Genomic DNA, 13,635 nt, shown 5'->3' with positions numbered 1-13,635 from the left:
AGCTCTACAATAGTGGCGTTGAATTATTGTAGAGTGAGCCTATGTCGTTAGAACCCGATTACACTGACTGGCAACAGCTGATGGATTTAGTCAAAGACGCGGCCGCCGACGACCAACATACGCTGTTATTGACCATGATGATGACACCGGATGAGCGTGAAGCTTTGGTGGCGAGGCTGAATATAGTCTCTGAGCTACTCAAAGGTGAGAAATCACAGCGCCAGATCAGTCAGATGTTGGGAGTGGGGATCGCCACCATTACCCGTGGGTCCAACGAACTGAAGGCCAAATCGGACACTGAGCGACGGCAGATTGCCCGGCTGATTCTCAAGCAAGACTGAAACAAAAAACGCCAGTGAATACTGGCGTTTTTTGTGCGTTATAAGTTGGCGGGAAAGTGTTCCGGGTTTGTGAATGGGATCAGAGCCAAGATTAAAGCCTGATGATAGACCGAGCTTCGGGTGAGCTGGTGCTGAGTCAGCAAACCGATCGCGCCGCCTTTTTGCTTAATGTTGTCAGTGCCAAACACTTCGTCCATGACATCACCCAGTTCATTTGCCTGAGCGAGTTTTTCCAGCACTTTCGGCGGCAACATCAGGCTGGCTGAGCGAGATTCGCCACGCTGTGTCGGCGATTCAATCACCATCCAGGCGAACGTTACACCACCTTCAATCCCCGCTTCCAGGCCGACGTAGTAATCGCCGTCGTCAATGATCTGTTTGGCGTTGCGCACTCGATTGAGCGCACCGGCACGGGTTTCTTCATCGGTCATCGGTTGGTCGGCCACTTCGCTCGGCACACTGACGCCGACAAACTCAAAGGCTTGTTGGCCGAAGGCGCTGGCAAAGGCACTTTTTACCGCATTGATTTTAGCTGGATTAAGCGAAGCTACGATGACTTTCTTGATTAACATCTGAGGTTCCTTGGTTGTGTTCACTCCACTGGCGCAACTGGCTGAGTGGCATGGGTTCACCAAACAAGAAACCTTGCATGTAATCGCAGTTGTACTCAGACAGCCACTGGCGCATCTCTTCCGTTTCGATCCCTTCTGCGGTGACTTGCATTGCCTGGGACTGACACAATTCAACCAGAGGTTTGATGACTTTCTTGTTATTGGTCGCAAGCAGGGTTTCAAGGAAGAAACGATCCAGTTTGATTTTCTGTACCGGGTACTGCACCAGCTGTTTGATGGACGTGTAACCGGACCCGAAATCATCGATCGCCAGCTTGTATCCTAACAGAGACAGTTCGTGTAACAGAGGAAAACTTTGCGAGTCGGCTGCAAAGGTTTCGGTGATTTCAAAATCAATTAGGTTGGGTTCCACGTTATAATGCTGAGCTTCGTGGTGAATAAAGTTCGCCAGTTGCAGTGAATCGAGTTCGGCAGACGAGAGGTTGATCGACAGGTTGATGGCTTCACGAAACATGGCCTGCAAGTCATGGAAGTCTTTAAATGCAGCGCTGATCACCCAGCGGTCGATGGCACCGAACAGACCAATCTGCTCGGCAATTGGGATGAACTCACTGGGAGGAATGCTGCCAAGCTGCTCGGACTCCCAGCGCAGCAGTGCTTCCACCCCGGCAATTTGGGCACCGTTATGCTTAAAATAGGGTTGGTAGACCAGATAGAACTCATCATCAAAATGGCCACTGCGCAGCGCGCGTTCAATCTGAGTACGACGCTGACCAGCACGGGCCAGATCTTCCGAGTAGTAAGCAATCTGGTTTTTACCGGCTTTCTTAGCCTGGTACATGGCCGTATCGGCATTGGATAACAGCTTAGCGACTTCTTTGCCGTCTTTAGGATACGTGGCAATGCCGATACTGGCGGTAATGGGGAAGTTTTTCAGCAGTGACCGTTTGCCACTGGCGATGGGCTCAATCACCTGGGCGGCAAACTCTTCGGCAACATGTTCAACCTGATGTGCCCGAGGCGTAGAGATGAACACAGCAAATTCATCACCGGACAGGCGGGATGCCAGACACTTGACCGGGTATTTACTCTGGAATTGCTCACACAGTGCCGTGATGTGTTTCGCGAAACTGACCAGCAGAGAGTCGCCGACCTGATGACCGTATTTGTCATTCACATACTTGAAGTTATCCAGATCAATATACAACACCCAGACATAACGGTTCTGAAACTGGTTGGCCAGAGCGCGTTCTGCGTACGCCTGAAACTGATGGCGGTTGGCCAGTTGCGTCAGATGATCATTTTCGGCTAGCACTTTGGTCTTCTGATAGGTGGAATCCAGCTCCTGATACATATCATAAAAGCGCGATGACAGACGGCCGATTTCGTCATTGCTGTGCAGTCGTTCAATGTTCTTGCGTTTGTGACCTTCCACTTCCCGTAACTGGCGTTCCAGAGTGCTGATAGGGCGGATAACATGACGATACAGCAGAAACAACAACAGCAGCACCGTGGTAATGGATGACAGGCCGAACGCGATTGCCAGGTTCTGGCTGACTTTGTTGAGTTTGTTGCGGATCAGATAATGAGCCGGGTCCAGCGTGGCGTAGAAATCGTTCAGCAGTTTGACGGTATGTGTTTGCGTGCCGGCTTGTGCCAGCGGCTCAGGTGTGAAGAAAATGCTGCTCTGATTATCGAACTCAATTTGATTACGCAGCCGGTTGAATGCATCGAGTGACACCGATACAACCACAAAAAAAAGCTCGTTCTTGTTGTAGCTCAGTGGCGACGACAATGTGCGTTTGTCGAGGGCATCATAGCGGACCAATACGCCGTCACCCTGTCCATTTTGGGTGTAGCCGATGTGAGAAGTGTGGCTGGTGGCGTCGTATGTCTGTTCAACGTATTCAAGAATAGACGGATCGAGTTTGGCGAACGGCTCATTGCTGTTGTCGGCGTAATACTGGGGACGTTTTTTATCATCCAGAATGGCGATGCCGGTAAAGGATTGCTGAGAGGCCTGAAGATTGGCGATGGTGTCTTGCAGATTTTCGATCAGTTCAAACTGGCGATAGGGATTATCGCTGTTGGCCACATAATGGCGAATGATGTCACTCTTGGTCAGGGTAAACGAATAACTGTTCAGCAAAGAAACCGACTGCCGAAAGTGACCGGCCAGCTTTTCCATGTTGAGCTGAAGGTAGCTGTCTTCCAGCTTGATCAGCGCATCTCTCTGGCCGTTGTAAATAGTGTAACCTGATACTGCTGCACTGAGCAGGATAACCGGAGCAACCAGTAGCAGTATCCTAGTATTTAGCTTCATGACGTTTAATTATACTGTTTATTATTTTGGCTCTTAGGCCTATGTTTGAATTTGACAGCTCAGCATCGATGAGTCCGTGGTCAATTTGATCTTGCGACAAAAACAATGATGTATCATTAACATAATAGTCTGGAAGTAGTTTCAATGCGCTTAAATTTGGCGTCGCAGCCCTGATATCAATTGCATTTTTTGCAGCAATGTTGGGATCTAGCAAAAAGTTTATAAAAGACTTTGCCAACGATTTATTTTGTGAGTGGTTGCTGACGGCCAGGCAGTCTACCCAGATGAATGCCTGACCTTGTGGCCGGGCGAACGCCCATTTATCACCCGAGAAAGAACGGTTCAGCGAATAGTGGTCACCACTGTAGGCGAGTGCCATGTGTAGTTCTTCTGCACTTTGGTGGCTTCGCACATAACTGAGCACGTATTCGTAAGTCAACACGTTATGATTGAACGGTTTCAAATCCTCGTAAGCCTGTTTGAGTTTGTCTTCACTGCCGGTGAAGGGCGATGTCCCCTGTGCGTAAAGGCTGGGTAACAGGGTTTCGACACTGTCGGTGATCATCCCGATGTGTTGAGTGAGCGAGGCCGGTGGGTGCATGAACTCTTGCCAGGTCTGAGGCGGTTTGGTGACTTTATCTTTGCGGTATACGTAGCCGACGGTGCCCCAGAAATAGGGCACCGCGTGAGTACCGCAAGCCTGATTCCAGATGGACGCGTTGTGCTGACGGTTTGGTATGTCTGACAGATCAATAAACGAACCCTGACGGGCATAAATTTGCGCCGAGACATTATCGAGCACCACAATATCGAATGGAAGCTGCACCCCTTTTAGCATCAACAGACTGCGCTCGTCGTCGTTGTCAAAGTGCGAGGTGGTTAATGTCGCTTTATGTTCTTGTTGCCACTGGTCGATGACCCGCTGAGACAAAGTGTCTTCCCACAGGTACATGTTGAGGTTTTGCGTTTGAGCAGCTGCGAACGGGCTCAGCAGAGCCGGGAATAACAAGACGTATTTTAACTTCATACGGGTAGGTAGGGCCTATCTTAAGTGTTAGGTAAACCGCCTATCAGAATGAAAGAGCTGTACTTTTGTACAAAAAGCTGAGCACTTATCCAATATGCAACCAAGTAGGCCTGATGGTAAAAGTTATATGGATAAGTGTCAGCAATGAATGGGGAATTCTATGACTAAGTTAAACTTATTGAAGCTGAACCTGAGTCGGTTTGACGTTTTCGATTGGGTAACATCCTAGTACTTTCAAATGCTTGGTTATTTTCGTCAGTTCCGCCAATGCCTGTTGCATACCGTCTGAGTCCAGGTGTGCTTCAAGATCCACGTAAAACATCTCTTCCCACGGGTTACCCATGATCGGGCGCGATTCCAGCTTGGTCATATTGATGCCGTAACGTTGCAGAACCAACAGAGTTTCAACCAGAGAACCCGCCTGTTGTGACGTAGACATGATCAATGTGGTTTTGGCTGGGATCTGCGTCGAGACTTCAACTGGCTTACGTGCCACCACGATGAAGCGGGTGTGGTTTTCGGTCTGGTTAGCGACGTTGCCTTGTATGGGCTGCAGCCCATACAGTTTGCCGCTGGAGGCATTACCGATAGCGGCGATGTCATCGCGATTCAGTTCTTTGACCTTTTGCATTGCGTCGGCGGTACTGGCACACGACTCCAGCGTGACACCGTCCAGGCGACTAAGAAACTCGCTGCATTGCTGATGTGGCTGAGGGTGTGAATACAGCGTTTTGATGTGTTCCAGGCGAATGTATTTGGTGGCCAGCAGGCAATGCTCAATCGGCAGCGTCAGTTCGCCGACGATGTACAGTGTCGTGTGCTGCAACAAATCATATACTTCATTGATTGAACCGGAGCTGGTGTTTTCGATCGGCAGGACGCCATAGTCGGCATGCCCCGATTCAACAGTCGTGGTCACTTCCTTAAAGCGATCGCAGTTGAGCTCGATTAACTCTGTGTTCTTGCGGCTGAAGTACTCACGACTGGCCAAATGTGAATAAGAACCTTTGGCGCCCAGAAAGGCCACTCTGGCGAGAGGTTTGCGGCTTTGCTGTGGGTTGGCCAGATTTTGCAGGTAAGCCTGTTGCAGCAGAACGGAGTCTTCGATGATGGTGTGGAAAATTTTAGTGATGTACGGTGCGTCAAGCTGATACTTTTCTTTACCGTTATTGATCAGTTTGACTAATAGCTGCTGCTCACGCTCCGCATCACGCACGGGTTTGGACGTTTCCACTTTGCTTTTCGCTACTTCAATACTCATCTGACGGCGTTCAGACAACAGGTTAAGCAACTGGTCATCAAGTTCATTGAGACGCAGTCGGATTTCATCAAGTGAGTAGTGCTTATCAGTCATAAAATTTTCCTTATAAAAAAGCCTCCCGTTTGGGAGGCTTTCTGTTCGTTTTTGACTTATCTTCCGCGAACGAGCAGGCCTCCAGCTTCAGTGGAGAAAAAAGAAGTCAAAAAAGAACAGTGAGGTCAGGCGCATATTCGTGTCTGGGGTTAAAAGAACTGTAAACACAATAAGCAAGCGGACATAGGGCGTCAAGCAAAAAAATAGCGCCTTTCGGCGCTATTTCTTGTCTCCTGTCAACTATTCGATCTCTTCTTCCGGCTCAGGTTTTTCGGCTCGGCGAGCTTCGGGTTTGTGACGTAGTTTGTTGAGCTGTCGTTCCAGTTTCTGTTCGGCTTCATTGACGGCAGCGTATAAATCTTCATGAATGGCGGAAGCCACAAGCTGACCCTTCGGTATGGTGATGATCGCTTCAAACTTCATCTGTTTGTTCGGCTGCTCGCTGAACGTTGCCTGACAGCCAATGATGTCGACTTGCCATTTTTCCAGTTTTTTAAATTTACTCTCAATGTGAGTACGGATAGCAGAGGTGATTTCGATGTTTTTGCCAGTGATGTTTACTTTCATAGATGTTTTCCTCTGTTGCATCCCTCATGGGTTGAGTTCAGATTACCTGTTTGGTGCGCATGAAATGTGATATAGATCATGTTTTGTTGGCTGATTTTGACCATCAGAATCAAATGTGATCTTTCGCAAAGAGTGCAGGCGTTGTTCGCATAAAAAGCTTGTACATATGAAAAAACACGCTAGATTGGGAGAGGTAGTAGGCTAAAAATATTCAGTTTTTAGGGGTGTTTTTCGGCCTGAAACAAAGTGGTGATGAAATTCTCACCATCACTGTACTGAGAACCTAATCACACTTTTCTTCTCTCCAACGTCACGTATCTTCACTGAGCCATTTTCTGGTCGATTTTGGCTGCTGTCGCTTCACGTTCACGACGAATTTTCGACAGCTGTTTATAGACGACATAGTATCGGTTGACGTTAGACACATACACCACGGGCTGGCTGCCGATGTTGCGGCGGGCCATCAGTTCTACGTGGCGAAACCAAACATTCGGATTGTAACCGTGTTTTACCGCCAGTTCGCGCATTCGACGAATATTGGCCGGACCGGCGTTGTAGGCCGCTAAAGCAAAATAGACTTTGTTGTCATAGCTGATGGCGTCATCGTTAAAGTAACGGTCTTTAATGAAGCGCATGTACTTGATGCCCGCATGAATATTGTTTTCTGTTGTATAGATATCAGGAATATTCACGTACGGCTCCCGGGCGGTTGTTGGCAGGACCTGCATAATGCCAACAGCGCCTTGCGAGGAGACTTTACTCTGATCCAGCCCGGATTCCTGAAAGCCCTGAGCCGACATCATCAAATAATCAAACTGATATTGCTTGGCGTAACGCTGAAAGAGGGTGGTTAAGGTGTCCAACTTTTGGATCGCTGCCGGGTTCAGGGCTTTATCCAGCCAGCGGGTACTGTCGAGATACTTGCCAAAGATTACATTGCCCAGCAGTGTGCCGGAGCGGGCGGTGTTAATGAACGTGTTCAGCTCCTGTTTGAGTTTGGGGCTGTGCTGGCGCAGAGCCCAGGCTATCTGACCGTTTTCGCGCAGTGGCAACTGACGATGTACCCGGATGTGCGGCATCACATCGAGCCAAATTTGGGTCTTATGTTCGTCCATCACCGTCATCCCAATGTGCCCTTGTTCAAGCATTTCCAGCAGATCGTAATCCTCCAGCACTTCGTCAACGAACTGAATGCGAAGTGGTTCAAGATTGGCCGTTGTCAGTTGATGATTCACGCGTTGCAGACTTTCCGCATAACTGGAACTGGCACGCACCCAGACCTCAAGGCCACTGAGCTGTTTGATGTGGGTGATGTCAGGCTGAGCAGCATTGGTGACCAGTAATTCCCGAACATCACTCAAGAGTGGGTCGGTGAAGTCAAGGTGGTCGGCGCGACTATTTGTGATGGTGATGTTGGCCGCGGCGATGTCCCCCAAACCTTGTTCCAAAGCGGACAGCAGGTCATCGCGTGGCACCGGAATCACCTGTACTCGCAGGCCTTTATGGTGTTGTTTGAGCTGGGTTTCGAAGTGGCTGAGTAATTCGGCGATAATGCCTTTAGGTTGACCGGCTTCCACGTAATAAAACCCCAGATCGGCGGAGACCAGTACCCGGATCACACCTTTTTGCCGCATGATATCCAAATCACCGGTATAGGGCAGTTGACGCAGCGGCGACAGTTCCAATGAAAATCCGTTGAGAGAGAGGCAGCACAACAGCAAAGCGATTATCCCTCGCATAACATCTGTTCCTTCTGATGCTTATTGAGTTAAAGCTTAGTTTCTGCACGGGCGTTGTGCCATCAGGAACAAAAAAACCACTTCAGATGAAGTGGTTTTGTCTTGCGTGAGTCTGCTTAGATTGGGTTGAGCTTCATCAACGCTTCGGTCCGCTGGACGGCGTCTTGTAATCCCAGTTCCTGATAGGCATCGCGCTGAATTTTCAGTGATTTACGTGCCGCTTCAGTATCTGGATAAGCTTTTTGCAACTCTTGTGCACGATTGATCGCGGCGATCCATGCTTCACGGCGCAGGTAGAAGTCTGCGGTGGCTAAGTCATATTCAGCCAGGCGGTTTTTCAATGCGATCATGCGTTTGTGTGCGTCTTCGGCGTATGGGCTGCTCGGGTAACGTTGCAGCAGTTTCTTAAAGTCAATGAAGGCGGCTTTGACCGGCTCTGGATCGCGGTCACTGCGATCAATGTTAAACAGATCGTGCATAAAGTTACGATCCTGAGCCATGTGCGTCAGACCGCGCATGTACAGTACCCAGTCGGTTTTGGCGTGTGTTGGGTTCAGACGCATGAAACGTTCGATGGTTGCCAGACCCAGTGCCAGATCATCATTTTTGTAGTAAGCGTAAATCAGGTCGAGCTGAACCTGCTCTGAATAGGCACCAAATGGGTAACGCGAATCAAGAGCTTCCAGCTTTTCAATCGCAGTCTGCCAGTTGCCGCTCTGCAGAGAAGATTGTGCGTCTGAATACAGTTCAGAAGGTGGAACATCCGGAACAACCTGCTCGCTACTTGAACAGCCGACTAAAAGTGATAACGCTAACAGGCCAGATAAAGTGTGGTGTTTCATGTCAGGAGTCGATTCCTTGAATTTAAATATTTCTTCAGCTTCCGTTACTTTCTTACCAGTAACAGATACAATGACGCAATAGTGTATTTTTCCATAGTAGTGAGCATTAGTCTCACAGTTTTTAAAAAAGTTCGATATGGCTCAGCAGATTGAATTAACAAACACAGTAAAAGACAGTCAATTGGGTCAGCGTCTTGACCAGGCTGTCGCTGAATTATTCAGTGATTTTTCGCGTTCTCGCCTTAAAGAGTGGTTACTGGACGGCAAAATCATGGTCGATGGCAGCGTGGTGACGAAACCTCGCGTGAAGGTGATGGGCGGTGAAGTAATTACTGTTCAGGCCGAACTGGAAGACGAAGAGCGCTGGGAAGCGCAGGATATCCCGCTGGATATTGTGTACGAAGATGACGACATCATCGTGATCAATAAGCCTCGGGACTTCGTGGTGCACCCGGGAGCGGGCACGCCTGACGGCACGGTTCTGAACGCGTTGTTGTTCTACTATCCGGAGATCGCCGAAGTACCGCGAGCGGGCATTGTCCATCGTCTGGATAAAGACACCACAGGTTTAATGGTGGTCGCGAAAACCGTACCGGCGCAGACTCGTCTGGTTCGCGCGCTGCAAAAGCGTCACATCACTCGTGAATACGAAGCAATTGCGATTGGCCGCATGACCGCAGGTGGAAAAGTGGACAAACCGATTGGCCGCCACTCTACCAAGCGAACCTTGATGGCCGTCAGCCCGATGGGGAAACCGGCGGTGACGCATTACCGGGTAGCGGAACATTTCCGTGAACATACCCGTATTCGTCTGCGTCTGGAAACCGGTCGTACACACCAGATCCGGGTGCATATGTCTTACCTGCAACATCCGTTGCTGGGCGATACCGCATACGGTGGCCGTGCACGTATTCCATCAGGGGCGTCCGATACGTTAGTGGACATGATTCGCGGTTTTGATCGCCAGGCGTTGCATGCTGCGATGTTAAGGTTTGAACATCCCGTCACAGGAGAAGAGCTGGAGTTTCACGCTCCGGTGCCTGCTGATATGGTGGCTATTACTGATGCTCTGCGCGAAGATACGCAACTGCACGGTCTGGAAGACGAGTATTAATCATGGAACTGATCATCCCTGACTGGCCAGCACCGGCCAAAGTTAAAGCATGTGCGTCTACCCGTCTGGGTGGCTACTCTCGTGCTCCTTATGAAGGCCTGAATCTGGGCGTTCATGTCGGGGATGACTGGATTGTGGTTGAGAAAAACCGTCAATTACTGGCCGCTCAGGCGGCAATGCCCTCGTTGCCTGTGTGGCTCAATCAGACTCATTCTACCCGGGTGATTGAACTGTTGGCTCCGACCAGTAAAACTCAGGATGCCGATGGCGCATTTACCCGCCAGCGGAATGTTGTCTGTTCTGCGATGACCGCCGACTGCCTGCCAATTTTATTTACCAATAGAGAAGGCACTCAGGTAGCTGCGGTGCATGCGGGGTGGCGTGGCCTGGCTGGTGGTATCGTTGAAAATGCATTGGCAGAGTTTGATAGCGAAGTCATGGCGTGGCTTGGGCCGGCGATTGGTCCTCGCGAGTTTGAAGTCGGTCAGGATGTTCTGGAGGCATTCACGGCGTTTGACCCGCTGGCGGCAGAAGCTTTCACGCCACGTGAGCAGGCCGGAAAATGGCTGGCGGACATGGCCATGCTGGCCACTCAGCGTCTCAATAAAGCCGGCGTCAGTCAGGTTTATCAATCCGGGCTGTGTACAGTTGAGGATCCGCAGCGTTTTTATTCCTACCGCCGCGATGGGATCACCGGACGCCAGGCGACGTTTATCTGGATTAAAGAGTAGCCATCCCTCTTTCGAATCTTCATCACAAGCAAAGCTGAGATAAATCAATCTTAGTGTCGCTTCCCCTTGAATTTCGCTCGATGCGCAACCATCTTTGCAACTGTTAGAGAAACATATCTCAGTTGAGATTAAGAAGGTTGATATGCGTCTAGATAGATTCACAAGTAAGTTTCAAATTGCTATTTCCGATGCTCAGTCGTTAGCGTTGGGGCGCGATCATCAATACATTGAGCCGGTGCACCTGATGGTGGCGTTACTGGATCAAAATGGTAGCCCAATTCGACCGCTGCTCACCATACTGAATGTTGATGTCACGCACTTACGCTCAAAGCTGAGCGAAATTTTAGATCGTCTGCCCAAAGTCAGTGGCATTGGCGGAGATGTTCAGTTGTCGAGTGCGATGGGCACTTTGTTTAACTTGTGTGACAAAGTGGCTCAAAAGCGTAAGGATGCCTACATCTCATCCGAAATTTTCCTCCTCGCAGCACTGGAAGACCGCGGACCGCTCGGCAGCCTGCTCAAAGAGCTCGGTTTGACCGAGAAAAAAGTCAGCGAAGCGATTGATAACATTCGTGGTGGCCAGACCGTCAACGATCCTAATGCTGAGGAATTGCGTCAGGCGCTGGAGAAATTCACCATTGATCTGACGGAGCGGGCCGAGCAGGGCAAGCTCGATCCCGTGATTGGCCGAGACGATGAAATTCGCCGTACCATTCAGGTGCTGCAGCGCCGTACCAAAAACAATCCGGTGATCATCGGTGAGCCCGGTGTCGGTAAAACCGCGATTGTCGAGGGGCTGGCACAACGGATAATCAACAATGAAGTGCCGGAAGGGCTGCGTAATAAACGGGTCTTATCGTTGGATATGGGCGCGCTGATCGCTGGGGCCAAATATCGCGGCGAGTTTGAAGAGCGGCTTAAATCGGTGCTGAATGAGCTGGCGAAAGAAGAGGGGAACGTCATCCTCTTTATCGATGAAATCCATACCATGGTCGGCGCCGGTAAAGGTGAAGGCTCTATGGATGCCGGTAACATGTTAAAGCCGGCGCTGGCCCGAGGTGAGTTGCATTGCGTGGGCGCCACAACGTTGGATGAATATCGTCAGTACATTGAGAAAGATCCGGCACTGGAGCGACGTTTTCAAAAAGTGCTGGTGGATGAGCCGAGCGTTGAAGATACCGTGGCCATTTTGCGGGGTTTGAAAGAGCGTTATGAGCTGCATCATCATGTTGAAATTACCGACCCGGCGATCGTCGCGGCGGCGGCACTGTCGCACCGTTATATTTCGGATCGCCAATTACCGGATAAAGCGATTGACTTGATCGATGAGGCGGCTTCCAGCATCCGAATGCAAATGGATTCCAAACCTGAGTCTCTGGACAAACTTGAACGCAAGATGATCCAGCTTAAGATTGAGCAGCAGGCTCTGAGTAATGAGCATGATGAAGCGAGTGAAAAGCGGTTGCAGATCCTCAATCAGGAGTTGGAAGAAAAAGAGCGTGAATACGCCGAGCTTGAAGAAGTCTGGAATGCTGAAAAGGCTTCACTGTCTGGGACGCAGCACATTAAATCTGAGTTGGAACAAGCGCGTATGGACATGGAGTTTGCTCGCCGGGCGGGGGATCTGACTCGTATGTCCGAGTTGCAGTATGGCCGAATTCCTGAATTGGAAAAACAGCTGGATTTGGCTACCCAGGCCGAAATGCAGGAAATGACCTTATTACGTAATAAAGTCACGGACAATGAAATCGCTGAAGTCCTCTCTAAACAAACCGGTATTCCGGTCTCAAAAATGCTCGAAGCAGAAAAAGAAAAACTGCTGCGCATGGAGGAGGTACTGCATAAGCGTGTCATTGGCCAGAAAGAAGCGGTCGAAGTGGTGTCGAATGCGATTCGCAGAAGCCGTGCAGGATTGTCGGATCCTAATCGTCCGATCGGTTCGTTCTTGTTCTTGGGGCCAACAGGAGTGGGGAAAACCGAGTTATGTAAAACGCTGGCTTCCTTTATGTTTGACAGCGAAGACGCCATGGTTCGTATCGACATGTCTGAGTTCATGGAGAAACACTCGGTGGCGCGTTTGGTCGGTGCGCCTCCAGGCTACGTTGGATATGAAGAAGGGGGATACCTGACTGAAGCGGTACGCCGCAAACCCTATTCGGTGATTTTGCTGGACGAAGTTGAAAAAGCCCATCCGGATGTCTTCAATATTTTGTTGCAGGTACTGGATGATGGCCGTCTAACTGATGGGCAGGGTCGCACGGTGGACTTTCGTAATACGGTAGTGATCATGACCTCTAACTTGGGGTCGTCACGTATTCAGGAAAACTTTGCCACACTTGATTATCAAGGTATCAAAGAGCAGGTGATGGAAGTAGTCAGTAAACATTTCCGTCCTGAGTTCCTGAACCGGGTTGATGAAACGGTCGTATTCCATCCACTTGGCCAAGAACATATTAAGTCGATTGCTAAGATTCAGCTGCAGCGTTTAGCAAAACGTATGGAAGAGCGCGGCTTTGAGCTGGAGATCTCTGAGAAAGCGCTTGAGCTGATAGCGCAAGTCGGTTTTGATCCGGTATTCGGTGCTCGTCCTTTGAAACGTGCGATTCAACAAAGTGTTGAAAACCCGTTGGCCAAAGCGATTCTTGCCGGAGAAGTGGTACCGGATAAGAAAGTTAAACTGATTGTCAGTAACGACCAGATCATCGCGCATCAGGACTAAATACGACAACTTGGAAAATAAAAGGGGCTGCCAAGCCCCTTTTTTGTCGGATTTTTCTTCGTTGTGGCTATTTCGTAAACGAACGAACAGAAAAGTCGTGTTTTTTTTATTTTCTCTATTGTGTTCATTTCTAAAGTACCTATAATGCGCCTCCGTTGCCACGGGAAACCGGCTGAATCAGCAGGCAGCAAATCGGTCTGAAAGTTAAGTGATTAACTTTCGAAGAAATAACGAAAAAAGTGTTTGACACCTAAAGTTATCTCGCTAAAATGGCCGTCCGTTTTGAGCGAAAGCGAAAAACAACAG

11 protein-coding genes and 1 other annotated feature are annotated in these 13,635 nt (G+C 49.6%); of the genes, 4 read left to right on the top strand and 7 right to left on the bottom strand.

Annotation, left to right across the window (positions count from 1 at the left end; translation table 11 throughout):
• Positions 1–41: 41 nt before the first annotated feature.
• Positions 42–341, top strand: a complete 300-nt coding sequence (trpR, locus tag VPR01S_RS12030; protein WP_021705608.1) for a trp operon repressor — start codon at positions 42–44, stop codon at positions 339–341.
• 38 nt (positions 342–379) lie between these two features.
• Here trpR and yjjX read toward each other — a convergent pair whose 3' ends face one another.
• The 7 genes from yjjX to bamD form a co-directional block, all read right to left on the bottom strand.
• Positions 380–913, bottom strand: coding sequence for an inosine/xanthosine triphosphatase (yjjX, locus tag VPR01S_RS12025; RefSeq protein WP_021705607.1), 534 nt, complete (start codon positions 911–913; stop codon positions 380–382).
• Complete coding sequence (locus VPR01S_RS12020; protein WP_021705606.1) at positions 879–3,236, bottom strand: putative bifunctional diguanylate cyclase/phosphodiesterase; 2,358 nt, start codon at positions 3,234–3,236, stop codon at positions 879–881. Before VPR01S_RS12020 ends, yjjX begins: the two co-directional genes overlap by 35 nt.
• Entirely contained in the window at positions 3,220–4,263 is a 1,044-nt protein-coding gene (locus tag VPR01S_RS12015; RefSeq protein ID WP_021705605.1) for a polyamine ABC transporter substrate-binding protein, read from the bottom strand. The genes VPR01S_RS12020 and VPR01S_RS12015 overlap by 17 nt, the downstream gene beginning before the upstream one ends.
• Before the next feature lie 175 nt (positions 4,264–4,438).
• Positions 4,439–5,617: a prephenate dehydratase gene (gene pheA, locus VPR01S_RS12010; RefSeq protein ID WP_021705604.1), complete on the bottom strand. Its 1,179-nt coding sequence runs from the start codon at positions 5,615–5,617 to the stop codon at positions 4,439–4,441.
• Between the two features lie 11 nt (positions 5,618–5,628).
• Positions 5,629–5,747 (bottom strand) — a sequence feature (Phe leader region).
• A 110-nt stretch (positions 5,748–5,857) separates the two neighbouring features.
• Positions 5,858–6,184, bottom strand: a complete 327-nt coding sequence (gene hpf / locus VPR01S_RS12005; protein ID WP_021705603.1) for a ribosome hibernation-promoting factor, HPF/YfiA family — start codon at positions 6,182–6,184, stop codon at positions 5,858–5,860.
• Between the two features lie 320 nt (positions 6,185–6,504).
• The gene (locus VPR01S_RS12000) at positions 6,505–7,923 is read right to left on the bottom strand and encodes an MltF family protein (protein WP_021705602.1); all 1,419 of its coding nucleotides are present in this window, start codon (positions 7,921–7,923) and stop codon (positions 6,505–6,507) included.
• A gap of 116 nt (positions 7,924–8,039) precedes the next feature.
• Positions 8,040–8,765, bottom strand: a complete 726-nt coding sequence (gene bamD / locus VPR01S_RS11995) for an outer membrane protein assembly factor BamD (RefSeq protein WP_021705601.1) — start codon at positions 8,763–8,765, stop codon at positions 8,040–8,042.
• Positions 8,766–8,901: 136 nt separating this feature from the next.
• Between bamD and rluD the strand changes: the two genes are divergently transcribed.
• The 3 genes from rluD (at position 8,902) to clpB (ending at position 13,329) form a co-directional block, all read left to right on the top strand.
• Complete coding sequence (gene rluD, locus VPR01S_RS11990; protein ID WP_021705600.1) at positions 8,902–9,879, top strand: 23S rRNA pseudouridine(1911/1915/1917) synthase RluD; 978 nt, start codon at positions 8,902–8,904, stop codon at positions 9,877–9,879.
• A gap of 2 nt (positions 9,880–9,881) precedes the next feature.
• A complete protein-coding gene (pgeF, locus tag VPR01S_RS11985) occupies positions 9,882–10,610 on the top strand; it encodes a peptidoglycan editing factor PgeF (RefSeq protein ID WP_021705599.1) in 729 nt (242 codons plus the stop codon).
• 142 nt (positions 10,611–10,752) lie between these two features.
• Positions 10,753–13,329, top strand: coding sequence for an ATP-dependent chaperone ClpB (gene clpB, locus VPR01S_RS11980; RefSeq protein WP_021705598.1), 2,577 nt, complete (start codon positions 10,753–10,755; stop codon positions 13,327–13,329).
• The last annotated feature ends 306 nt before the right edge of the window (positions 13,330–13,635 follow it).

This window comes from Vibrio proteolyticus NBRC 13287 (assembly GCF_000467125.1).
GTDB classification, from domain to species: domain Bacteria; phylum Pseudomonadota; class Gammaproteobacteria; order Enterobacterales; family Vibrionaceae; genus Vibrio; species Vibrio proteolyticus.
This window is presented reverse-complemented; position numbering and strand designations above follow the sequence as displayed.

What these genes read in the sequence shown, in the direction of transcription:
- trpR (WP_021705608.1), top strand. Translation starts at nt 42, where the DNA reads ATGTCGTTAGAACCCGATTACACTGACTGGCAACAGCTGATGGATTTA.
- yjjX (WP_021705607.1), bottom strand. Translation starts at nt 913, where the DNA reads ATGTTAATCAAGAAAGTCATCGTAGCTTCGCTTAATCCAGCTAAAATC.
- VPR01S_RS12020 (WP_021705606.1), bottom strand. Translation starts at nt 3,236, where the DNA reads ATGAAGCTAAATACTAGGATACTGCTACTGGTTGCTCCGGTTATCCTG.
- VPR01S_RS12015 (WP_021705605.1), bottom strand. Translation starts at nt 4,263, where the DNA reads ATGAAGTTAAAATACGTCTTGTTATTCCCGGCTCTGCTGAGCCCGTTC.
- pheA (WP_021705604.1), bottom strand. Translation starts at nt 5,617, where the DNA reads ATGACTGATAAGCACTACTCACTTGATGAAATCCGACTGCGTCTCAAT.
- hpf (WP_021705603.1), bottom strand. Translation starts at nt 6,184, where the DNA reads ATGAAAGTAAACATCACTGGCAAAAACATCGAAATCACCTCTGCTATC.
- VPR01S_RS12000 (WP_021705602.1), bottom strand. Translation starts at nt 7,923, where the DNA reads ATGCGAGGGATAATCGCTTTGCTGTTGTGCTGCCTCTCTCTCAACGGA.
- bamD (WP_021705601.1), bottom strand. Translation starts at nt 8,765, where the DNA reads ATGAAACACCACACTTTATCTGGCCTGTTAGCGTTATCACTTTTAGTC.
- rluD (WP_021705600.1), top strand. Translation starts at nt 8,902, where the DNA reads ATGGCTCAGCAGATTGAATTAACAAACACAGTAAAAGACAGTCAATTG.
- pgeF (WP_021705599.1), top strand. Translation starts at nt 9,882, where the DNA reads ATGGAACTGATCATCCCTGACTGGCCAGCACCGGCCAAAGTTAAAGCA.
- clpB (WP_021705598.1), top strand. Translation starts at nt 10,753, where the DNA reads ATGCGTCTAGATAGATTCACAAGTAAGTTTCAAATTGCTATTTCCGAT.